The sequence below is a fragment of the Mammaliicoccus sp. Dog046 genome (genome assembly GCF_034039665.1).
Classification (GTDB): domain Bacteria; phylum Bacillota; class Bacilli; order Staphylococcales; family Staphylococcaceae; genus Mammaliicoccus.
Genome location: NZ_CP120131.1, coordinates 17,121 through 39,165, shown reverse-complemented (window position 1 = coordinate 39,165; position 22,045 = coordinate 17,121). Strand labels below are relative to the sequence as shown.

Genomic DNA, 22,045 nt, shown 5'->3' with positions numbered 1-22,045 from the left:
CTCAATAAAAATAGGGACCATCGCAATGATGGTCCCTTCTTACTTTAAATATAATATATTGGTGTTGCTGTTTCTTTATCTGTATCACATAAGATGACTTCTTTTTTAGTATCAATATCATGTTCGTTAAGTACTTGCCCTACGCTCATTCGTGCAAGGTCTTTCATGTTATTGTCTTGACTTAAATGTGATAAATAGATGCGTTTCGTACTTCCTGTAATAACGTCACACATTGCGTGTGCTGCGTCTTCATTGGATACGTGACCCATATCACCTAATATACGTTGTTTCGTCTTCCAAGGGTATCTACCCATTCTCAACATATCCACATCATGATTACTTTCAAATACAAAAGCATCACTACCATGTATCATGCCTTTCATTCTATCTGACACATAACCTGTATCTGTAATCATTGTTAACTTTTTATAATCGTGATTAAAGATATAGAACTGTGGGTCGATGGCATCGTGAGACACACTAAATGACTCGATATCTATGCCTGCCAAAGTCTTTGTCTCATATGGTTCAAAGTTAAACTTCTGATCAAGCGGGATGTTCTTATCTTTAGCGTCTATCATCTGCCATGTTTTCTTATTCGCATAAATCGGCAATTTATACTTTCTTGCTAATACACCTAATCCTTTAATATGATCAATGTGTTCATGGGTTACGAGGATACCTTCTAAATCGCTAATATTGCGGTCTATTTGTTGAAATAGTCCTTCAATCTTCTTGCCTGTTAATCCCGCATCAACGAGTAAACTTCCTTTATCTGATTCTATATAAGTGGCATTTCCTGTACTGCCACTTGCGAGTACGCTCATTGCGATCACAAGTGTTCATCTCCTTTAATACTGCATCTCTTTCGTGGTTTACGATTCTTCTAACACGGTAGATTCAGGTTTAATTGCATCTATATACAAGTATTTCGTTTTTGGTTTGCCGTTTTCTTTAGTCTTAATTTTTACTTCCCAAGAAGGCACTAATACTTGTCCACTAATTTCCTTAACAACACTATAATAACCTAATCTTACAGACTCCACGGTGTCGCCTTTTTTCAAATACGTATTAAAATACAACGTTTCTAATGCCGTACGTGCAGTCGCGATTTTCTGCTTATGATTATTATCTCCGTTACCTGGTTTCAGCTTATCTAAATATGTTTGCGTAAATTTATTTGCTTTATCATTCTCTATATTAAAAGCTATTTGACCTTTATTATTGCTCAAAATTGGCAAACCATCATACATTTGTTCATAGATTACTTTATCCTTATTTGAAGCATCTTTACTATATTGATAATGGTTACCTTTATAGGATTCTTTATCAATAAACTGCTTAAAAGTGTTTTGCTTTTGCTGTTTATTGATTTCTAAATCGATGTCTTTGTTGATTTGTGTATCCTTTTCAGTTAATGAATACACACCGATTGCTGAATCCGAATTGAATGTTTTACTTCTACCTGTGATGGCTTGCATTTCTTTGTCATCATACTCTGGTAATTTAGGAATTTTTATTCCTTCTTTAGAAAAGTTAACTTCAGACTGCGCATTAGATTCTTGAACGACTGAGTTATTAATTTTATTAATATACACAACAATCAATCCAATGTTTACTAACACGAACACAATAATGAAGAGTGTCTTGGCATGTTTCCAATCCATTAAGTTAGCCCTCCATTCTCATATCTTTTCCATTCACCGTCATACTTGATATACCATTTAGGTGTAAATTCAATGGTATCCTGCAAATTATCAATTTCATCGCGTGGTAATGATAAATCATAACCAATTGCCATGTTACTAACTTTAGAGAAATCAATTTCTGCATTGGAAGCTAGTGCGAATCGTACTTCTTCTGAGGATGGAAGCTCATCTGCTTTCTTCTTAGACGGTACTGCCACACCTGTTGTGATCAACCCTCTATTATATTCATTAATCGCATCTCTTCCCCAAACCGCTTCAATCGACGCTAAATGGTTATCATTAAACACTGGATAGTTGTTCAAGAACATTTGATAGTCTACTTTACCTGTCTTTTGATCCGTATCAAACAAACGGAATTCATCGGTAAATCCAGCGTGTTCATTTATAAATTTAAATGAATTTGTAATGCCTTTAGAGATATCTTTCTGTCGATTTTCATCTTCAGATAAGTTGGAATAACGGTACGTTTGTTTATCTTCATTCACACTTGAAATACCCGTATTATTGTTATACGTAGATACTTGATTATCTTTACTACGTGCAATAACTGAATCGCCAAGTATAACGTCATTTAAATCTGATACAGAAATATGATTTGAAACATAACGGTATACACTCATATTGTCTGCTGCTTCTGGCACATATATTTGATTAATTTCACTTGTTGTCATTTCATTCGTAATAATGCCTGTATATGGTTTTAGATCTTTAGCTGTTTCTTTATTCATTTGATCAAACTCATGACTCTTCATTGATGTTTTCAATTTAATTGCCTTCTGTTTGTTCTCACTCAATAAATACACAGTTGCTTTGTCAGATGATTTTGTATCTACTAAAATTCTATTAAAATTAATTTTCGGATACGTACTCATATCCAAACCTAACACTTGATTCAAGTACATTTCACTTGGGACACTGTCAGGGAAGTCTAAAATCGTATATCGCTCTGACAAATCTGCAAGTTCTACAACTGACGCACTGCTTAAAATATCTACTTTCTCAACATCTTTGTTTAGCAGTTGATTTGTAATCTTCTTAATATCATTTGCGTTAGATGTACCTTTCACATCTGTTCCATTTCTATTAATCATTCTAAATGGCATAATTACGCTATCTATCGGTTTACTAATCTTCGGTCCGATGGCTGGTGTATCTGTATTTACATCAGATTCTAAATCTGTTAGTTCTGGTGTAAATGTCCATACACGGTACGTCATAAATATACTTATTAACACAAGTATAAACAGTATGATAGATTTAATTACTTCTCTATTACGCATCCCAATCACCAAACTCATCATCCATGACTTCACATGGTAACGTGATATAAATCGAAGTTCCTTGACCTTCTTTACTGTTGGCCCAAATTCTACCTTTATGCGCTTCAACAATTTCTTTAGAAATGGCTAATCCTAAACCTGTACCACCCATCTTACGTGCTCTTGCTTTATCAACACGGTAGAAGCGGTCAAAGATTTTATCTACTTTATTTACAGGTATACCTATACCATTATCTTTAATTTGAATGGTCATTCTGTTATACAACGTATTTTGTTTCACATGAAACTCTACACGTTTATGTGACTCTTGTGAGTACTTAATTGCATTTGTAATAACGTTATCAAACACTTGTGTCATCTTATCTGGATCAATTTCAACAAACAATCCTTTTACAGGAATATCACGTACAAATGTGACGTTCTTACCTTGTGTCATTTCATGTCTGTTAATGATTTTGTTAATGAACATTTTGAAGTCTATCAACTCCGTATTCATTTGATCGCTTGAACTGTCCATTTTAGATAATTGTAATAAATCATTTACAAGACGTATCATACGATCCGTTTCTTCTCTTGTTACATTTAAGAATGTAGGTGCCACTTGTGGATCTCTCCAAGCACCTTCCTCTAATGCTTCAATATAGCTTCTCATAGATGTTAATGGTGTACGTAATTCGTGTGAAACGTTTGCCACAAATTCGCGACGTTCGTTCTCAAGAATATGCTGTTCTGTTACATCGTGTAACACCGCAATGTAACCATTAATAAAGCCTGTGTCTTGTATAATCGTACTGAAGCTTACACGTGCGATAATGCCCTCTTCTTCATTTAAATCAATTACAAAACTATCGTTATTCTCTTGTAAATCATCTAATGAATAATCATCATCAATGTTCAATACATCTAGTATATGTTTCGCATCTACTTCTGAACGCTCTAGCCCTAACATTTTAAGTGCCATTTCGTTAATGATACGCACACGTCCACGTCTATCTGTCGCTAATACACCATCACTCATATGCGTGATAACTGAATCTAGACGACGTTTCTCACTTTCCGTATTTGCTTGTGCTTCTTGAACACGTTTTGATAAATTATTAAATGATAGCGCAAGTTCACCAATTTCATCATTCCCGTATATCTTCACGCGTTGTGTATAGTTCCCTTTAGACATTTCTAAAGTTTGGTTACGCATATCAGATATTGGTTTCGTAATTGTTCGCGCAATGAAGAAACCTAACACAATTGTAATTAATAAAGATATTGCCGTACCAATAATAAAGATTTGGTTAATGTTATTCAGCTGTTCGTATACTGAATCTATGTCTGATTCTACATAAATATCACCGACAACTTCACCATCATATTCGACGGGTTTATTTTTAACCCAAACTCTATTACTGTCTGTCGCATTATTTTTTAACACAATTTTGTCATTTGCTTTTCCAAGGGATAACGCCTTTTGAACCGAACTATCATTTACTTTTTGGTTCACAGTACTTTGGTTCGTTGCTTTCGAAGTTGCAACGATAATTTGATCTTGGTCAATATAACGAATTTCATCAATTTCTGTTCTATTGGCATAGTCATCCAAAATACTTTGAATTTCCTTTTGAAAATTTCGATTAGGATCATCAGAGTTATACGTTTTTTTAATATTGTAATTAATTTGTTTCACGTGTTGTTCAATGTTTGTTTTGAAATTACGTGTTAATTCTTTTTCAAGACTGTTTGTAAAATACAAACCAATAATTTGCATACCAATAATAATTAATAAAACATAAATAACGACAAGTTTAATGTGTAGGGATTGAAATTTCTTTAGCCAATTCATATGATCAGCCTACTCTTGTGTTTGTAGGAAATAACCCACACCTCTACGTGTAACAATATATTCTGGATGAGATGCATCGTCTTCGATTTTTTCGCGTAATCGACGGATTGTAACGTCCACTGTACGTACATCACCAAAATAGTCATAACCCCAAACTGTTTGAAGTAGGTGTTCACGTGTCATAACTTGTCCAATATGTTTCGCTAAATAATGAAACAACTCAAATTCACGATGTGTTAATTCAATGTCCGCACCTCGTTTTTTAATTGAGTATGCATCTGGATAAACAGTGATATCTTTAATCACTATTTCATTCGTCTCTTCGTCAGTTGCTTGTGTTGGTTGTGAATAATGGCGACGTAAGTTTGCTTTCACACGCGCAATTAACTCACGAGTTGAAAATGGTTTCGTAACGTAATCATCTGCACCTAATTCTAACCCAAGGACTTTATCAATTTCAGAGTCTTTCGCAGTTAGCATAATAATTGGCATTTCAAATTTCTTACGCACTTCACGACAAACTTCCATACCATCTCTACCTGGTAACATAATATCTAATAAAACAATGTCAGGTTCTTCAGCATATATCAACTCTACTGCATCATTTCCGTCGTATGCACAATAAACATCATAACCTTCTTTTTTTAAATTAAATTCAAGTATATCCGCTATTGGTTTTTCATCATCAACGACTACTATTTTTCTAGCCATACGTTTACCTCATTTCTTTATTGAAAATAAGTATCTATAAGCACACAATTGTGCATGATATCCTATACTATAATTTAACACTATTTGGCTTTTAATTCTATTGTTTGGCGTAATTATCATGCCTTACTATAAAAAGTGTATCATGATTTTGAAAATAGAAAGGCTGGGACATCTTGCTAAATGTCCCAGCCTTCGTTATTTTTTGTTTTTTATGTTGCTCAGATTAATTGTAGGGGAGTTTTTTGGTAATTGAGATGGTATTGTGGTTTTCGGCTCAGTTTTTTGCAGTACTGAGCCGGTAATCGTAATCTATTCATGAACATTAAATAACATCATAAAAATAAGAGCTTAAGACATTAATGCCTTAAGCTCTTTATGAGCGGTCCCGACGGGAATCGAACCCGCGATCTCCTGCGTGACAGGCAGGCATGTTAACCGCTACACCACGGGACCTAATATGTATAAATTTGAGATGGTGACCCCTACGGGATTCGAACCCGTGTTACCGCCGTGAAAGGGCGGTGTCTTAACCGCTTGACCAAGGGGCCTTTTTTAACACAAGATAGATTATAGCATGACTTATAACCGGAATACAAGATTTTATTTTAATTTTTTTATATAATATAAATAGACCTCAAATAAAGGGATGATGATATGGAGCAAGCGCAAGTTATTAAGAAAGGACATCGCAAACTCAGTAAAGGAGAAATTCTAAAACGACTCATTTTCATCACTGTTGGTAGTGTGCTTATGGGAATCGGCTTAGAATTATTTTTAGTACCGAATAACTTACTTGATGGTGGTATAGTCGGTATTGCGATTATCCTTAGTCATTTAACCAATTTGAAACTCGGAATATTTATTTTCTTACTTAACATTCCTTTTTTCTTCTTAGGTTATAAGCAAATCGGGAAAACATTTACAATCTCGACCATTTACGCAATTACAGTCTTATCCATTACAACTGCTTATTTACATCATTTTGAGCCTTTTATAAAAGAAACATTCTTGGTTACAATTTTTGGTGGTGCGATTATTGGTTTAGGTGTCGGTCTCGTTATCCGGTATGGTGGATCATTAGACGGATCTGAAATTAGTGCCATACTCATTAGTAGTAAAGCACCGTTTTCAGTTGGAGAAATTGTGATGTTGATTAACTTCTTCATTTTTACTGCAGCTGGATTTGTGTTTAATTGGGAATCAGCAATGTTCTCAGTTATTGCCTATTTTATCGCTGCAAAAACAATAGACGTAACCGTGCAAGGCTTTGATGAATCAAAAGCTGTATGGATTATTAGCGATACATATAGAGATATTGGCGAAGCTATCAACGATCGATTAGGTAGAGGCGTGACATACTTAAATGGTGAAGGCGCATATACAGGCGAAGATAAAAAAGTCGTATTCTGTGTGATTACGAGACTAGAAGAATCAAAACTGAAAGACATCGTAACAGAAATAGATAATTCAGCATTCTTATCTATTGGTGATGTGAGCGAAGTTAAAGGTGGACGCTTCAAAAAAAGAGAAATACATTAACAACCATTGATGCATAACAACTTATGATTTCATAATTAAGACTCCTCAAGCGAAGGAAGTCTAAAAAATGATAAGTTGTTATGCTTTTTTAGTTTTAAGTTGGGATATATCGTGCGTTTCATACCTAATCGCACGATATCTCAGCTCTAACCCTTAACTCTTCGTGCGTTTAACACCTAATCGCACGATATCTCGGCTCTATACCCCAACTCTTCGTGCGATTCACACCCAATCGCACGATATCTCAGCTCTAACCCTTAACTCTTCGTGCGTTTCATACCTAATCGCACGATATCTCAGCTCTATCTCCAAACTCTTCGTGCGTTTAACACCTAATCGCACGATATCTCAGCTCTATACCCCAACTCTTCGTGCGATTCATACCTAATCGCACGATATCTCGGCTCTATCTCCAAACTCTTCGTGCGTTTCATACCCAATCGCACGATATCTCGGCTCTAACCCTTAACTCTTCGTGCGTTTCATATCCAATCGCACGATATCTCAGCTCTAACCCCAAAGTCTTCGTGCGTTTCATACCTAATCGCACGATATCTCGGCTCTATACCCCAACTCTTCGTGCGTTTAACACCCAATCGCACGATATCTCGGCTCTAACACTAGCAATAACCAACACTACCAACATCATCCCAATATCCAAATACAAAAAGAGACTAGGACAAATACGTCCTAGCCTCTTTTCAATCTATATTATTTCCATAAATCTGTTAATAGATTTGTTTGATTTCTATCTGGACCTACTGAGAAGATTGAAATGTTTACATTACATAATTCAGAAATGCGTTCTAAATAACGACGTGCGTTATCTGGAAGTTCATCTAATGAACGACATCCTGTAATATCTTCTTCCCAACCTGGTAATTCTTCAAAGATTGGTTTACAACGTTCTAATTCATTTAAGTTTGCTGGGTATTCTGTAATTTCAACGCCATCAATTTCATAAGCTGTACAGATTTTCACTGTATCTAAGCCTGTAAGTACATCGATTGAGTTGATTGATAAATCTGTAATACCACTTACACGACGTGAGTGACGTAAAACTACTGAGTCAAACCAACCTACACGACGTGGACGTCCTGTTGTTGTTCCGTACTCTTTACCAACTTCACGGATATGATGACCGTCTTCATCGAACAATTCTGTTGGGAATGGACCGTCTCCTACACGTGATGTATAAGCTTTACATACACCAATAACTTTAGATACGTAAGTTGGACCTACGCCTCCACCAACTGTTACATTACCAGCAATTGGGTTACTTGATGTAACAAATGGATATGTACCGTGGTCAATATCTAACATAACGCCTTGAGCACCTTCGAATAATACTTTTTCGTCATTAACAAAAGCATCATCTAACAATTTAGCTGTATCAGTCACATAGTCTTTCAAACGTTGACCTGCAGCGTAATATGTTTCAAAGATTTCTTCAAAAGTGAATCCTTCTGCGTTAAACATTTTTTCAAATAATTCATTTTTATATTCAAGATTTTCTTTTAAACGTTTTTCAAAAGTTTCTTTATCTAATAAATCCGCCATACGGATACCAATACGTTGTGCTTTGTCTACATAAGCTGGACCGATACCTTTTTTCGTTGTACCAATTTTATTGTCACCGCGTTTTTCTTCTTCTAATTCATCTTGTTTTAAATGATATGGCAAGATGACTTGCGCACGGTTAGAAATTTTCAAGTTGTCTGTTGCAACACCGCGTTCGTTTAATCCGTCTAATTCTTTTAATAAAGCTACTGGATCAACTACAACACCGTTACCGATGACACTTGATTTTTCTTTATAAAAAATACCTGATGGTACTAAGTGTAATTTATACGTTTCTCCATCAAACTTGATTGTATGACCTGCGTTATTACCGCCTGAAAAACGTGCAATAACATTTGCATCCTCTGCTAAGAAATCTGTAATTTTACCTTTACCTTCGTCTCCCCATTGCGTCCCAACTACTACGATTGATGACATGTGAGCACCTCCGCTTTTTCTCATTAACCATTAAGTATTCTATCAGTCCTATTACTAAATTGCAAACTAAAAACGAACATTAATCACTTGTGTTTATTTACACTAATATTCAGACGATTATGTCTCGCAAATACCTTAACCACAGTATTTAAAAGGGTTTTAATCATAATCTTCATATTTAAAAACACAAACATAATTATAATAAAGTCGCTTTTCACAAAACAAAACACGTACATTTATATAGTTAACTATAAAAAGGTACGTGTTTTGCCTTAAAAACTTTTTTATCCGAATTCCATACCAGCATGCTGATAATCGATGTCTGTAAATTTATTATATTGTTTCATGAAATGAAGTTTAACGGTACCAGTTGGGCCGTTACGTTGTTTTGCTATGATAATTTCAATTTCACCATTTTCATCTTGCGCACCGGCATCCGTTGATTCACCATCTTCGTCTTCGCCACCACGATCATAGTAATCATCTCGATATAAGAACGCTACAATATCCGCATCTTGCTCGATCGAACCAGATTCACGGATATCACTCATCATTGGTCGCTTATCTTGTCTTTGTTCAACACCACGTGATAACTGACTCAGTGCAATAACCGGACATTCAAGCTCTCTTGCGATGGCTTTCAACATTCTAGAAATTTCTGATACTTCTTGTTGTCTATTATCCGAACTACGAGATCCACTACCTTGTATCAATTGAAGATAGTCTATTACGATCATATCTAAACCGTGTTCTTGTTTTAGTCTTCTACATTTTGCACGTATATCTGTAATACGTATTCCTGGTGTATCGTCTATAAATATCTTCGTACGAGAGAGTTTACCTACTGCAACCGTAAACCTACTCCAATCTTCTTCTGTCATCGACCCTGTACGTAATCGGTTTGAATCAACATTGCCTGTACTACAAATCATACGTGTAGCTAATTGGTCTGCACCCATCTCAAGCGAGAAGATGCCGACTGAATATAAATCTTGATGTGTCGCTACTTGTTGGGCAATATTTAATGCGAAGGCAGTCTTACCTACCGAAGGACGTGCCGCAATAATGATTAAATCATTACGATTAAATCCCGCTGTCATTTGGTCTAAATCTCTATATCCTGTTGGTATACCAGGTGTTTGCCCACTATTTTGGTCTAATTGTTCAGCGTTATCAAATACGATACTTAAGACATCTTTAATATCTTTGAAGCCTTCCGTACCTCGTGATGCTGATATTTCCAATATTCGTTTCTCTGCATCACCTAATAACGATTCTAAATCGAGTTCTGGATTATACCCATCTTCAGCGATACTATCTGCTACATGAATCAATTGTCGCTTCACTGCATGTTTAAATACAATATCTATGTAGAAGTGAATGTTTCTAGTAGTCGGTACGTTATTCGCTAATTCAGCTAAATAAACCGGTCCACCCGCTTCTTCTAATAAAGATTCAGCTGATAACTCATCCATCAATGTAACCGAATCAATTTCCTTGTTCTGTTCATTCAACATCAACATTGCTCTAAATATATGTTGATGGCTAGCGCGATAGAAAGCTTCAGGGATTAATGTCTCCCCTGTTGAGTTAATCAGTTCAGGATCAATTAAGATTGCACCGATAACAGATTGTTCAGCCTCAATACTATGTGGCATTTGTCTCGCGTTCATCATATTATCCATACCATCCATACTGATTACTCCTTTCCGTGTTTAATATTTTTTATTATAACGCATAAAAATAGGGAGCGGGACAGAAATCTAATTTATATAAAAAAGATTTCGTGGTCCCGCCCCGGCAAAGATGACTAGAGTTGAAAAAAGCTTGATACAAGTGCAATTTCAACTCAGTCATCTACTGCCAAGATGTTAAAAATGACTGAGACATTACATTATATCCCAGCCACTTTTAATGAATCACTTAAGCTTCAACAACATGTACTTTAAGTGTACCTGAAACTTTATTATGAAGTTTAATTGGAACATTTGTATAACCTAAACTATGAATACCATTCGGTAAGTCCATTTTACGTTTATCAACTTTAATTTGGTGCTGTTTCTCTAGTGCTTGTGTAATTTGCTTCGTACTTACTGAACCAAATAATTTACCACCTTCACCAGTTTTAGCTGAAATTTTAACTTCTAATTCTTTTAATTTTTCTGCTAAAGCTTTTGCATCATCTATTTCTTGTTGTTTTAATTCTTCTTGTCGTTTGTTTTGTTGTTGTAATTGTTTTAAATTACCTGGTGTTGCTTCAACAGCGTAATTATTTTTGATTAAGTAGTTTTGACCGTAACCGATTGGCACGTCTTTTACTTCGCCTTTTTTACCTTTACCTTTAACATCTTGTGTGAAAATAACTTTCATTATTCTTCCACTCCTTTTTCATCTGATTCAACAACCTTGATTAATTCTTCGATTGCTTTTTCTACGGATGTATTTTTAATTTGTGTAGCAGCATTTGATAAGTGTCCGCCACCACCTAATGCTTCCATTGTTAATTGTACATTGACTTCTCCTAATGAACGCGCGGAAATGCCAATCGCGTCTTCTGAACGTCGCGCCACTACATATGACGCCTCAACGCCTTCTAAGCCAAGCAATTCGTCTGCTGCTTGGGCAACAGTGACCGGATGATAAACTTCGCGATCTTCTCCATGTGCGATAGCAACACCACCGTGGAACAGTTTAACCGTCTTAATTAAATCTGAACGTTTAATATACGTATCTATGTCATCTTTTAAGAAATGTTGGCAAAGAATCGTATCTGCACCATGACTTCTTAAAAAGCTGGCCGCATCAAATGTTCTCGAGCCTGTTCTTAACGTGAAATTACGTGTATCAACAATAATACCCGCAAGCATGATTGTTGATTCTATTCTTGTTAATCGATGTTCTGTCGGTTGATATTCTAGTAATTCTGTAACTAACTCTGCAGTTGAACTTGCATAAGGTTCCATGTAAACAAGTAATGGGCTTGAAATAATACTTTCTCCTCGTCTATGGTGGTCAATGACAACCTTTCTATTCGCCTTATTCAATAAGTTCTCATCAATAACAAGCTCTGGTTTATGTGTATCTACAACTACGAGTGTCGTACGTGGTGTCATTTCATGCCATGCTTCTTCTGATGAAATAAATCTTTCTTTAAGATCTGGTTTCTCATCTATCTCTGACATCACACGCTCTAATGTACTATCGATATCTGAATCATTGAGAACAATGTAAGATTCTAAATTATTCATTTTAGCGATACGTGATACACCAATCGCTGCACCAATCGCATCCATATCCGGTGATTTATGCCCCATAATGATGACTTTATCACCTTCAATTAAGATATCTCTAAGCGCATGAGAGATGACACGAGCACGTACTCTTGTACGTTTCTCCATTGGGTCCGTCTTACCACCATAGAATCTAACATTACCGTTACTGTTCTTAATGGCTACTTGGTCTCCCCCACGACCGAGCGCTAAGTCTAAACTGGATTGTGATAGCTCACCTAATTCAATTAAGTTCTCACTACCTTCACCAATACCGATACTCAATGTTAATTGGTTTCCAATATCATGTGTTTTATCACGTAAATCATCTAATAAATTAAATTTCAATGTTTCTATATCATCTAATATACGCTTATTTAAAAGTGCGATAAACTGATCTGAACTATATCGTTTAATGAATAATTCATAACGTGTTGACCAATCGTCTATAACTGTTGTGATGACACTATTAATCTCTGAACGTTGAGAATCATTCATATTCTGCGTAATTTCATCATAATTATCTAAGAAAATTGTCGCAATGATTGGTTTCTCGTTCTCGTATAATCCATATACACGTGATGATTCAGTAATATCAAAGAAATAGATAGAATTTTCATTTTCTGTATATGTGACTTTATATTTATATGCGTCTTCATCTACTTCAACTTCTGCTGTATTTTCTAATCTTTTTAAAATATTAGGAAATATTTCATTGATTGGTTCATCTAGTACTTCACGTTCTAGACGTTTACTCATGAAGTTATTAATCCATTCGATGCGATTTTTCTTATCAAGTAAGATAACACCAATTGGCAAATCACTGACTGCACTCGTTTTACTCTTTGTAATTCTTCCGGCTAAACTCCCGATGTATAAATCTAATTTAGCGAAACTGCTTCTAATAAAAAATATACTTCCAGCTATTAGTATGATCGTAACAACCGTCGAAATAATCGCCCAATATATTGAGTTAAAAAAACTAAAAACTAATAGCACTAAAGCTAATATCATCACAATTATGTAAGGTAATATTAGGGCTTTTTTAACTGATTGACGGTTCATAAACTCACCTCAATTTACTTTTTTATGCGTTGTTTTAAATTAAACCAAATATCCATCAAGCCAAACAAGTAAGCATACTTATTAAAGATAAAGGCAAAAACAAAAATTAATATTCCAACAACGACAGGTAATTTTTTAACTTTGACATATAAATGGAATAACGATAATGCTTGGATAAATATAACCCATTCTAACACAAATTGTAAGTTAATGACTATGCCATATGCCACTACATTCTCTTCCTTTACGAAGAAACCTGCAAGTATAGCAAGGACAAAAATTGTTGCCACACTACGATTGATTTGCCACATAAATAATGGTCTAAATACTGGTGTCACTACTTTAAACTTTCTCAATATCGGAAATGTTACAAGTAGATTAACCAACACAAATAGTAAGATACTTATTACGATAAATCCTGGAACGATAACTTGCATAAAATTAACTACTTGTTGTAATGCCGCTTCATATTCAGGCATTACCATGCCACTCATTTGTATTTGTGAAGAAACACCATCTTGTAATTGACTGAATAATTTAGTTGTTGTTTGTAAATGGCCTGTAACTTGCAAAATGAGCACACTACAAATTGTTAAAATACTCATAAATGTTGTTACTAAGTATAATGTACGTTCTTTTGATGTACGTTCAATCAATAATTGACCTACAAATACACTCATAAATATAATCAGTGTCATTGTTGTTAATAAATAAACATTCCCTAATAACACTGTTGCACATAACGTTATCACTACTGCTACGAAAAACGATGGTTTCGAACGGTACCATAGTATTGTTCCCGGTATTGTAATGAAAGGTAATATAATGATTGCTAAGGTTGGTACAACATGCATAATGCCAACACTTAACACTAATAATAATGTTGCTATTACTGTCGCTCTTATATCGACTTTAAAAGACAAATTTTTCACTTCCCAATCTATTTTAAACATCTTTCTCTATTTTACAGATATTTATCCTTTAAAACAATATAGGTGCCTTCTTTATGCGTTAACGCGCTTTAAATTTATGTAACTTTAAGAAATGATAAACATTTGGTGCCCAATCTCCAAAGTTCAACAAGAAACCGTCATGTCCAACATTATCTGGTACATAGAAATGACGATGATATTTAAAGAATCGTCCTAAAGCTCTTACTTGATCATCTGGATATAATAAGTCATCTGCAAATCCTAAAGTTAATACTTTCGTTTCAAGATTATTCAATCGCGTTTCAACATCATCTCTTCCTTTAAATATATCATGACTATCTAAGACATCTAATAATGTTAAATAACAATCCTTATTAAAGACATCTTTAAATTTGTTGCCTTGATATTTTTGATAACTGACAACTTCATCTGCTGTAAACCTTGATTCATAATCTTTACTCGAACGATATGTTAAGAAACCGAGCTGTCTAGCGATACTCAAACCGTCCTGCCCATTCATATGTATCACTTGTCTCGCAATTTCGTTAAACGCTCTGCTATACGAAGACGTCTTCTCTGTTGCTGCTAAGATGACCGCCTTTTTTACTGTGAGAGAACCGTCATATAACATTTCCAACGTTTGCATACCACCTAAAGAGCCGCCAATCAGAACGTCTATTTTTTCATACCCCATATGTTGTAATGCTAATATATTCGCTCTAGATACATCTCTCATTGTGAGTTTTTCAGGGAAATTAGGCGTGTTGAGTTTCGAACTAGACCCATACGGACTCCCTATCACATTAAAAGTAATAAATTGATAATCATTGATAGATAAATAGCCTCCATCAATAATTTCTCTCCACCACCCTGGCGAATCATCATCACCGTATGTTAAGTGATTACCAGTTAATGCATGACAAACGACAACAAGGGGCTGCCCTTTGTAACCTACATACTCATATTGAAGTTTCAAGTTGTCTATTACTTCCCCTGAATCTGTTTCAAATCGACCTAATTCAATTACATCTGTCTCTCGAGAAATCATCACTTTAGAACCCCCTCTGTATTTAAATAGAAAAACTTCTTACTCGTAAAGAAGTAAGAAGTTCTCATCATCCTTATTATGCGAGTAAACTCGTTGGTAGTAGCACCGTATCTAAAATGACCGGTTGCTGAAGTGTCGTAGGGCCAAATCCCTCAACTTCTCTGAATAAGCTTTGCTATATAATTTATATTAAGAATACTAGAAAATTAAAGCACTTTCAATACGTATACAAATGAAAGTCACATCAATAAACGAACCATTGCCATCACGATCATACCTGCTATCACCGAAATCGTTAAACTCTTTGTCACAAGCGCGATAATAATGGTTGGAATAGCAACAACTATACTTTCGACATTGAATGTATAACCAAATCCTTCTCCTTTGTTTAACATCCCTTCAACGATAAGTGCTGTAAACAAGCATATAGGCACAAACTGTAGCCATTTAATCACACCGTTAGGCAAATCTAATTTAGCTAATAATATAAACGGTGCTACTCTAATCACCCATGTAATAGCAAAACATCCTATGATAATAATGATTAAATACATTGAAATACTCATTTATCAAACACCACCCCAATGATAGAAGCGACAATTGTAGATAATAATATCGAAATATATGTGGGCATAAAAATTGTAAACAACAACATGCAAATCACTGTTAGTACTATTAAATACAAATAATACATCACTTTATCTTTCCGAATTAATTCAAATTGCGCAATTAATAAAAATATAAACATCGCTGATAAAGCATAATCTAAACCAAACATTTCTGGATTTGGAATCATATTACCGATCCAAGCTCCTATCAAAGAAACAATAATCCACATTAAATATGCAGATATGTTGAGCCCATGCATCCACATAGGATCCAATTTCTTATCTTTCGCATATTTTGTTACCGCCACACCAAATGATTCATCAGTGACTAATGACCCAATACCTATATTCGATATAAGGGAATTATTTTTAAATGGTGGAAAGAGCGTTAAGCTCTGTAAAAACATACGAGAATTCACAAAGAATATCGTTAAAAATATAGCTGATATCGGAGAATGAATAGCTACAAGTGCACATATAATAAATTGAGCAGCTCCAGCATATACAAAAATCGATAACAAAGTGATTTCTAATATAGATAAACCAGATGACATACCAACAATACCAAAAGCTAAAGCAACACTAAAATAACCTAGCATTGTAGGTAAACAATCTTTCACACCTAGTAAGAACATAGAGCCTCCTACAGTTGTATCACGCTTCAAAACAACGCCCCCAATTCAACAAATGAACACACGAAGTAAGTCTAACGTTTGTCTAACCTCAGTCTGACGTTGGTGTAATTTCATTTTATTATGTATGCCTTTCATCATACCAATCGGACTTTACTTTATCAATATCAAGCATCAACATCATAGCGCTTCCTCAAATAAAAAACTGTCGACAAAGACTGAGTCTTTATCGACAGTTTAACGTGTCTAAGTTATTTCTCAAACACCTTTATTTATATTTAATGATTATTCACCTAAACCAAATTCAGCACTTGCTTCGAATTTCACATCTCTACCGATCATTACGCCACCAGTTTCTAATGCTTGGTTAAATGATACGCCATATTTATCACGATCAATTTTACCTGATACTACAAATCCTGTTACTGTTTCACCGTTTAAAGGATTTTTACTTACTCCATTGAAATCTACATCAAATGTTTCTTCGTGTGTTGTACCAGCAATTGAAAGATCACCAGTAATTGAATCTTCACTTATAGATTTAGTTTCAAAAGTAATGTTTGGATTTTCATCTGTACTGAAGAAATCTGCTGATTTCAAATGTGCATCTCTATCTGCATTTTTAGTATTGATTGAATCTGCTTTTATAGTTACTTTAGCTTTTAATGATGAAAAATCATTAATGTCCCCTGATACTTCTACATCATAATCTTCAAATGTACCTTTAACGCGAGATACCATTAAATGCTTTACTGTAAATTCTAAACTACTATGTGCTTTGTCAAAATTGAAATTTGTCATGTGTCAAAACTCCCTTTATTTAATTTGTATACTTAGTATATCAGATATAAAAAGTATATTCAAGCTTTAAATACAAAAAAAGAGCAACCAATATATGATTACCCTTTTTATAGTATTTAACACATTTATAGTTCTATTACTTTTTTACCGCCCATGAATGGTACTAACGCTTCTGGAACAGTAATTGTACCGTCTTCGTTTTGATAGTTTTCTACGATAGCCGCAAATGTACGACCTACTGCTAATCCACTTCCGTTTAAAGTATGCACATATTCAGGTTTGGCATCTTTATCGCGTTTAAATCTAATATTAGCTCTGCGTGCTTGGAAGTCAGTCATATTTGAACAAGAACTAATTTCTTTGTAATCATTGTAGCTTGGTAACCATACTTCAATATCGTATGTTTTAGTACTTCCAAAACCGATATCACCTGTACAAAGATTCACTGTTCGATATGGTAACTCTAATGCTTGTAGTATATTCTCAGCATGACCAGTCATTTCTTCTAATGCTTTAAATGAATCTTCTGGACGTTCATATCTCACCATTTCAACTTTATTGAATTGATGTAAACGAATTAAACCTCTTGTATCTCTTCCTGCTGATCCCGCTTCACTTCTAAAACAAGCTGATTGTCCTGTGAATTTGATTGGGAATTGTTCATTTTGTAATACTTCATTACGGTAGAAGTTCGTTAATGGTACTTCTGCTGTTGGAATTGTATATAGTCCTTCTTTTTCTACTTTGAATAAATCTTCTTCAAATTTTGGTAATTGGCTTGTACCAAACATTGAATCTGCATTTACAAGTTGAGGTACCATCATTTCTGTATAACCATGTTGCATTGTATGCATCGTTACCATAAAATTCATCAATGCTCTTTCAAGTTGAGCACCTTGCCCAGTTAAGAATACAAAGCGCGCACCTGATACTTTCGCTGCTCTTTCAAAGTCAGCCATATTAAGACTCTCAACTAAGTCCCAATGTGCTTTAGATTCAAAATCGAATGTTCTTGGTGTTCCCCATTTACGTACTTCAATATTGTCGTCTTCGTCTTTACCTACTGGTGTTTCATCACTGATTAAATTTGGAATTCTTACTAATTTATAAGTTACATCTTCATTTAATTGATTAAGCGTTTGATCAATTTCTTTAATTTGATCTCCAACTTGACGCATTTCTAAAATAACATCATCAGCATTCTCTTTATTACGTTTCTTCTGTGCAATTTCCCCACTTACTTTATTACGGCGTGATTTGAGTTCTTCCGTTTGAGCAATAAGTTCACGTCTTTTCTTATCAATCTCTAAAATTTCATCGATGACTTTAGGGTCATCTCCTCTTTTCGCTACTTTGTCTTTCACAAGTTCAGGTTCAGTCCTAATTAATCTGATATCTAACATATCGTTTTCCTCCCTCTCATTCCATCATTGTTTAAGAAAAAAAGCACCACGTTCCTTGTTCTGCACAAGGGACGTGGTGCTTACGCGTTGCCACCCTATTTAACAGTCTTGAAGACTGCACTTTAAGTCATATAACGGTTTAAACCGATTGTTTTTCTTAAAAGGATAGATTCATTTAAGTTTCATGACTTGTTTTCACCAACCACAAGCTCTCTTCACAATCCCACTTAAACTACTTGTTCCTAAACAATATGGATATTAATTTAACATAAATATATCAAATAGATATCTTATTTTCAAGCTTTACTTATGTCACATTTAATAATCCTGTATTCTGATACACTTTTTTTCCATTAATAATGACAACTTCAGCATGATTCACACCATAATGATAAGGTAAATATTCATGATTCGGAATATCCCATACGACAATGTCTGCTTGATCTCCAGCTTCGATTGTACCTGCTTCAACATCGATTGCTTTTGCTGCATTGACTGTTACGGCATTCCATATTTCATTTGGCGTAAGCTTTAATTTAAGTGCTGCAATACTCATCACAAGTTGTAGGTTATCTGTTACGCAGCTACCTGGATTAAAGTCGGTTGCAATCGCAATCGCACCATTGTTAGCAATCATACCTCTTGCATCTGCATATTGGTCTTTGCCTAAATAGAATGTCGTTCCAGGTAATAATACTGCAACCGTATCACTATTACTTAACGCTTGTTTGTCCGCTTCACTTGATGCTACTAAATGATCTGCTGAAATTGCGCCTTCTTCAATTGCTAATCCTAAACCACCTAATGGATCAATTTCATCAGCATGTATTTTCACTTTTAATCCTTTTTCTTTCGCTGCTTGCATATAACGACGTGACTCTTCAATCGTAAACACACCCGTTTCACAGAATATATCTGCAAAGTCTGCCTTATCTTTAACATCATCTAATAAATCAATCATTTCTTGTAAAAATGTTGCGTTATCTTTTGCTTCTTTCGGTACCGCATGTGGTCCTAAAAATGTATGTTTCATTCTCATTGGCATATCTTGATCTAATTGATGTGCCACATTCAATTGCTTTAATTCTGTTTCTTTATCTAAACCGTATCCACTTTTCGCTTCAACTGTTGTTGTACCAAATTGAATCATTCTAACCATTTCTTTTTTAGACTTCTCGTAAAGTTCAGCTTCTGTTGATTGACGTGTTGATGCTACTGTACTTAAGATGCCTCCACCTTGTTTCAATATATCTAAGTAACTCACGCCTTGTTGTTTTAGTGCCATCTCATGTTCTCTTGAACCACCAAACACTAAATGCGTATGTGCATCTACTAAACCAGGTGATACCACTTTGTTTGAAGCATCAATGATTTCCTTTGCTTCGTAAGCTTCAGAATATTCACCTGAATAAACCACTTTACCATCTTTAACGACAACTGTTCCGTTATTTACGATTTTTAATTCATCTAATGCTTCCCCTTTTAGTGGTCCTTCTGTCTTCTTTGGTAAAATTAATGCGCCTATGTTTTGAATTATGATATCATTCATTGATTTCCTTCTCCTTTAACATTGGAATATCTACATTTTTATCTTTAGCTGTTTGAATAGCAATGTCATATCCTGCATCAGCATGTCTCACTACACCCATTCCCGGATCTGAAGTAAGTACTCTTCCAAGTCGTCTATCTGCACGTTCGCTTCCATCTGCAACAACGACCATACCAGCATGTAATGAATAACCCATACCTACACCACCACCATGATGGACGGATATCCATGAACCACCTGCTGCAGTATTCACTAAAGCATTCAATATTGCCCAGTCTCCAACTGCATCTGAACCGTCTTTCATAGATTCTGTTTCTCTATTTGGAGATGCTACTGATCCAGAATCTAAATGATCACGACCGATAACGATTGGTGCTGATATTTCTCCATTTCTAACAAGTTCATTTAGAGCAAGACCCATCTTCGCACGTTCTCCATAACCTAACCATGCAATACGTGAAGGCAAACCTTGAAACGCGATTTTTTCAGTTGCCATATCTAACCAACGCATCAGCTTTTCATCTTCTGGGAATAATTCTCTCATCAGTCTATCTGCTCTCTCGATATCTTTAGGATCACCACTTAATGCCGCAAATCTGAAAGGTCCTTTTCCTTCACAGAACAGTGGTCGAATATATGCTGGCACGAATCCTGGGAAGTTAAATGCATTCGTTAAACCTTCATCAAAAGCCACTTGTCTAATATTATTACCATAATCAAAAGCGACTGAACCCTTTTCTTGGAATGCTAACATCGCTTCAACGTGTTTTTTCATAGATGCCGATGATAACTCAACATATTTCTTAGGATCACTTTCTCTTAATTGATCTGCTTCTTCTAAAGAATATCCTTCAGGCACATAGCCATTTAAAGGATCATGCGCAGACGTTTGGTCTGTAACGATGTCTATTTTAAATCCACGTCTCAAGATTTCATGATGAACTTCAGCAGCATTTCCTACTAGACCTATTGCTAAAGGTTTTCCTTCATTTCTAGCATTTTCAGCTTTTTCCAACGCTTCATCTAATGAATCTGTCATAATGTCACAATAACGTGTTTCAATTCTCTTCTCTATTCTTGAAGGATCCACATCTACGCCAATGACAACACCTTCATTCATCGTAACAGCAAGTGGTTGTGCACCGCCCATTCCACCTAATCCTGCCGTAAGTGTAATCGTTCCTTTCAATGAACCATTGAAATGTTGATTCGCCAATTCAGCAAATGTTTCATAAGTCCCTTGAACAATACCTTGAGATCCTATATAAATCCAGCTACCGGCCGTCATCTGACCATACATCATTAAGCCTTTCTTATCTAATTCATGGAAGTGTTCCCAATTTGCCCACTTTGGAACAAGAACTGAATTTGATAATAGTACACGTGGCGCTTCTTCATGTGTCTTAAATACCGCTACCGGTTTCCCTGATTGAACTAACATCGTTTCATCGCTTTCTAATCTTCTTAACGTTTCAACAATAGCATCAAAGCTCTCCCAGTTACGTGCTGCTTTACCAATCCCACCGTATACAACTAATTTATCTGGGTGTTCTGCAACTTCTGGATCTAAATTGTTATAAAGCATACGTAGAACCGCTTCTTGTTCCCAACCTTTACATTCAATTTCTAAACCTTTTTTAGCTTTTATTTGTCTAGACATATGTCAT

The 22,045-nt window shown here is 35.2% G+C and carries 18 protein-coding genes, 2 tRNA genes, 1 riboswitch and 1 other annotated feature; of the genes, 1 reads left to right on the top strand and 19 read right to left on the bottom strand.

Annotated elements, in window-relative coordinates:
* Positions 1-44 precede the first annotated feature (44 nt).
* The 7 genes from P3U32_RS00175 to P3U32_RS00145 all read right to left on the bottom strand — a co-directional run bounded on the left by P3U32_RS00175 (position 45) and on the right by P3U32_RS00145 (position 6,082).
* Complete coding sequence (locus tag P3U32_RS00175) at positions 45-827, bottom strand: MBL fold metallo-hydrolase (protein ID WP_323704817.1); 783 nt, start codon at positions 825-827, stop codon at positions 45-47.
* Between the two features lie 48 nt (positions 828-875).
* Positions 876-1,667, bottom strand: coding sequence for a two-component system regulatory protein YycI (locus tag P3U32_RS00170; RefSeq protein ID WP_323703603.1), 792 nt, complete (start codon positions 1,665-1,667; stop codon positions 876-878).
* Entirely contained in the window at positions 1,667-2,989 is a 1,323-nt protein-coding gene (locus tag P3U32_RS00165; RefSeq protein WP_323703602.1) for a YycH family regulatory protein, read from the bottom strand. The genes P3U32_RS00170 and P3U32_RS00165 overlap by 1 nt, the downstream gene beginning before the upstream one ends.
* Positions 2,982-4,823, bottom strand: a complete 1,842-nt coding sequence (gene walK, locus P3U32_RS00160) for a cell wall metabolism sensor histidine kinase WalK (RefSeq protein ID WP_323703601.1) — start codon at positions 4,821-4,823, stop codon at positions 2,982-2,984. The genes P3U32_RS00165 and walK overlap by 8 nt, the downstream gene beginning before the upstream one ends.
* A gap of 9 nt (positions 4,824-4,832) precedes the next feature.
* Positions 4,833-5,534, bottom strand: coding sequence for a response regulator YycF (gene yycF, locus P3U32_RS00155; protein WP_323703600.1), 702 nt, complete (start codon positions 5,532-5,534; stop codon positions 4,833-4,835).
* Between the two features lie 380 nt (positions 5,535-5,914).
* A tRNA-Asp gene (locus P3U32_RS00150) sits at positions 5,915-5,987 on the bottom strand.
* 20 nt (positions 5,988-6,007) lie between these two features.
* A tRNA-Glu gene (locus P3U32_RS00145) sits at positions 6,008-6,082 on the bottom strand.
* Between the two features lie 106 nt (positions 6,083-6,188).
* Between P3U32_RS00145 and P3U32_RS00140 the strand changes: the two genes are divergently transcribed.
* Positions 6,189-7,073, top strand: coding sequence for a YitT family protein (locus P3U32_RS00140; protein WP_323703599.1), 885 nt, complete (start codon positions 6,189-6,191; stop codon positions 7,071-7,073).
* Between the two features lie 711 nt (positions 7,074-7,784).
* On the opposite strand, the gene P3U32_RS00135 is transcribed toward P3U32_RS00140, so the two are convergent.
* The 12 genes from P3U32_RS00135 to hutU all read right to left on the bottom strand — a co-directional run bounded on the left by P3U32_RS00135 (position 7,785) and on the right by hutU (position 22,038).
* On the bottom strand, positions 7,785-9,071 hold the full coding sequence (locus P3U32_RS00135) for an adenylosuccinate synthase (RefSeq protein ID WP_323703598.1): 1,287 nt from the start codon (positions 9,069-9,071) through the stop codon (positions 7,785-7,787).
* Between the two features lie 284 nt (positions 9,072-9,355).
* Positions 9,356-10,756 carry a replicative DNA helicase gene (gene dnaB / locus P3U32_RS00130; protein ID WP_323704815.1) on the bottom strand — a complete coding sequence of 467 codons (1,401 nt, stop codon included), beginning with the start codon at positions 10,754-10,756 and terminating at the stop codon, positions 9,356-9,358.
* A 238-nt stretch (positions 10,757-10,994) separates the two neighbouring features.
* Positions 10,995-11,441, bottom strand: coding sequence for a 50S ribosomal protein L9 (gene rplI / locus P3U32_RS00125; RefSeq protein ID WP_323703597.1), 447 nt, complete (start codon positions 11,439-11,441; stop codon positions 10,995-10,997).
* Positions 11,441-13,405, bottom strand: coding sequence for a DHH family phosphoesterase (locus P3U32_RS00120; protein WP_323703595.1), 1,965 nt, complete (start codon positions 13,403-13,405; stop codon positions 11,441-11,443). The genes rplI and P3U32_RS00120 overlap by 1 nt, the downstream gene beginning before the upstream one ends.
* Before the next feature lie 14 nt (positions 13,406-13,419).
* Positions 13,420-14,337 carry a DUF2232 domain-containing protein gene (locus P3U32_RS00115; protein WP_323704814.1) on the bottom strand — a complete coding sequence of 306 codons (918 nt, stop codon included), beginning with the start codon at positions 14,335-14,337 and terminating at the stop codon, positions 13,420-13,422.
* Positions 14,338-14,416: 79 nt separating this feature from the next.
* Entirely contained in the window at positions 14,417-15,385 is a 969-nt protein-coding gene (gene metX / locus P3U32_RS00110) for a homoserine O-acetyltransferase MetX (RefSeq protein ID WP_323704813.1), read from the bottom strand.
* 70 nt (positions 15,386-15,455) lie between these two features.
* Positions 15,456-15,557: riboswitch (SAM riboswitch) on the bottom strand.
* Positions 15,558-15,624: 67 nt separating this feature from the next.
* Positions 15,625-15,951, bottom strand: coding sequence for an AzlD domain-containing protein (locus P3U32_RS00105; protein ID WP_323703594.1), 327 nt, complete (start codon positions 15,949-15,951; stop codon positions 15,625-15,627).
* Positions 15,948-16,628, bottom strand: coding sequence for an AzlC family ABC transporter permease (locus P3U32_RS00100; RefSeq protein WP_323704812.1), 681 nt, complete (start codon positions 16,626-16,628; stop codon positions 15,948-15,950). The genes P3U32_RS00105 and P3U32_RS00100 overlap by 4 nt, the downstream gene beginning before the upstream one ends.
* 282 nt (positions 16,629-16,910) lie before the next feature.
* Positions 16,911-17,426, bottom strand: coding sequence for a YceI family protein (locus P3U32_RS00095; RefSeq protein ID WP_323703593.1), 516 nt, complete (start codon positions 17,424-17,426; stop codon positions 16,911-16,913).
* Between the two features lie 125 nt (positions 17,427-17,551).
* Positions 17,552-18,829, bottom strand: a complete 1,278-nt coding sequence (gene serS, locus P3U32_RS00090; protein WP_323703592.1) for a serine--tRNA ligase — start codon at positions 18,827-18,829, stop codon at positions 17,552-17,554.
* 64 nt (positions 18,830-18,893) lie between these two features.
* Positions 18,894-19,088, bottom strand: a binding site (T-box leader).
* A 48-nt stretch (positions 19,089-19,136) separates the two neighbouring features.
* Positions 19,137-20,378, bottom strand: a complete 1,242-nt coding sequence (hutI, locus tag P3U32_RS00085) for an imidazolonepropionase (protein WP_323703591.1) — start codon at positions 20,376-20,378, stop codon at positions 19,137-19,139.
* Positions 20,371-22,038, bottom strand: a complete 1,668-nt coding sequence (gene hutU / locus P3U32_RS00080) for a urocanate hydratase (RefSeq protein ID WP_323703590.1) — start codon at positions 22,036-22,038, stop codon at positions 20,371-20,373. Before hutU ends, hutI begins: the two co-directional genes overlap by 8 nt.
* Positions 22,039-22,045: the final 7 nt, after the last annotated feature.

What these genes read in the sequence shown, in the direction of transcription:
- P3U32_RS00135 (WP_323703598.1), bottom strand. Translation starts at nt 9,071, where the DNA reads ATGTCATCAATCGTAGTAGTTGGGACGCAATGGGGAGACGAAGGTAAA.
- P3U32_RS00100 (WP_323704812.1), bottom strand. Translation starts at nt 16,628, where the DNA reads ATGTTCTTACTAGGTGTGAAAGATTGTTTACCTACAATGCTAGGTTAT.
- P3U32_RS00120 (WP_323703595.1), bottom strand. Translation starts at nt 13,405, where the DNA reads ATGAACCGTCAATCAGTTAAAAAAGCCCTAATATTACCTTACATAATT.
- P3U32_RS00105 (WP_323703594.1), bottom strand. Translation starts at nt 15,951, where the DNA reads ATGAGTATTTCAATGTATTTAATCATTATTATCATAGGATGTTTTGCT.
- rplI (WP_323703597.1), bottom strand. Translation starts at nt 11,441, where the DNA reads ATGAAAGTTATTTTCACACAAGATGTTAAAGGTAAAGGTAAAAAAGGC.
- P3U32_RS00170 (WP_323703603.1), bottom strand. Translation starts at nt 1,667, where the DNA reads ATGGATTGGAAACATGCCAAGACACTCTTCATTATTGTGTTCGTGTTA.
- metX (WP_323704813.1), bottom strand. Translation starts at nt 15,385, where the DNA reads ATGATTTCTCGAGAGACAGATGTAATTGAATTAGGTCGATTTGAAACA.
- serS (WP_323703592.1), bottom strand. Translation starts at nt 18,829, where the DNA reads ATGTTAGATATCAGATTAATTAGGACTGAACCTGAACTTGTGAAAGAC.
- P3U32_RS00140 (WP_323703599.1), top strand. Translation starts at nt 6,189, where the DNA reads ATGGAGCAAGCGCAAGTTATTAAGAAAGGACATCGCAAACTCAGTAAA.
- walK (WP_323703601.1), bottom strand. Translation starts at nt 4,823, where the DNA reads ATGAATTGGCTAAAGAAATTTCAATCCCTACACATTAAACTTGTCGTT.
- dnaB (WP_323704815.1), bottom strand. Translation starts at nt 10,756, where the DNA reads ATGGATAATATGATGAACGCGAGACAAATGCCACATAGTATTGAGGCT.
- hutU (WP_323703590.1), bottom strand. Translation starts at nt 22,038, where the DNA reads ATGTCTAGACAAATAAAAGCTAAAAAAGGTTTAGAAATTGAATGTAAA.
- P3U32_RS00175 (WP_323704817.1), bottom strand. Translation starts at nt 827, where the DNA reads ATGAGCGTACTCGCAAGTGGCAGTACAGGAAATGCCACTTATATAGAA.
- hutI (WP_323703591.1), bottom strand. Translation starts at nt 20,378, where the DNA reads ATGAATGATATCATAATTCAAAACATAGGCGCATTAATTTTACCAAAG.
- P3U32_RS00095 (WP_323703593.1), bottom strand. Translation starts at nt 17,426, where the DNA reads ATGACAAATTTCAATTTTGACAAAGCACATAGTAGTTTAGAATTTACA.
- yycF (WP_323703600.1), bottom strand. Translation starts at nt 5,534, where the DNA reads ATGGCTAGAAAAATAGTAGTCGTTGATGATGAAAAACCAATAGCGGAT.
- P3U32_RS00165 (WP_323703602.1), bottom strand. Translation starts at nt 2,989, where the DNA reads ATGCGTAATAGAGAAGTAATTAAATCTATCATACTGTTTATACTTGTG.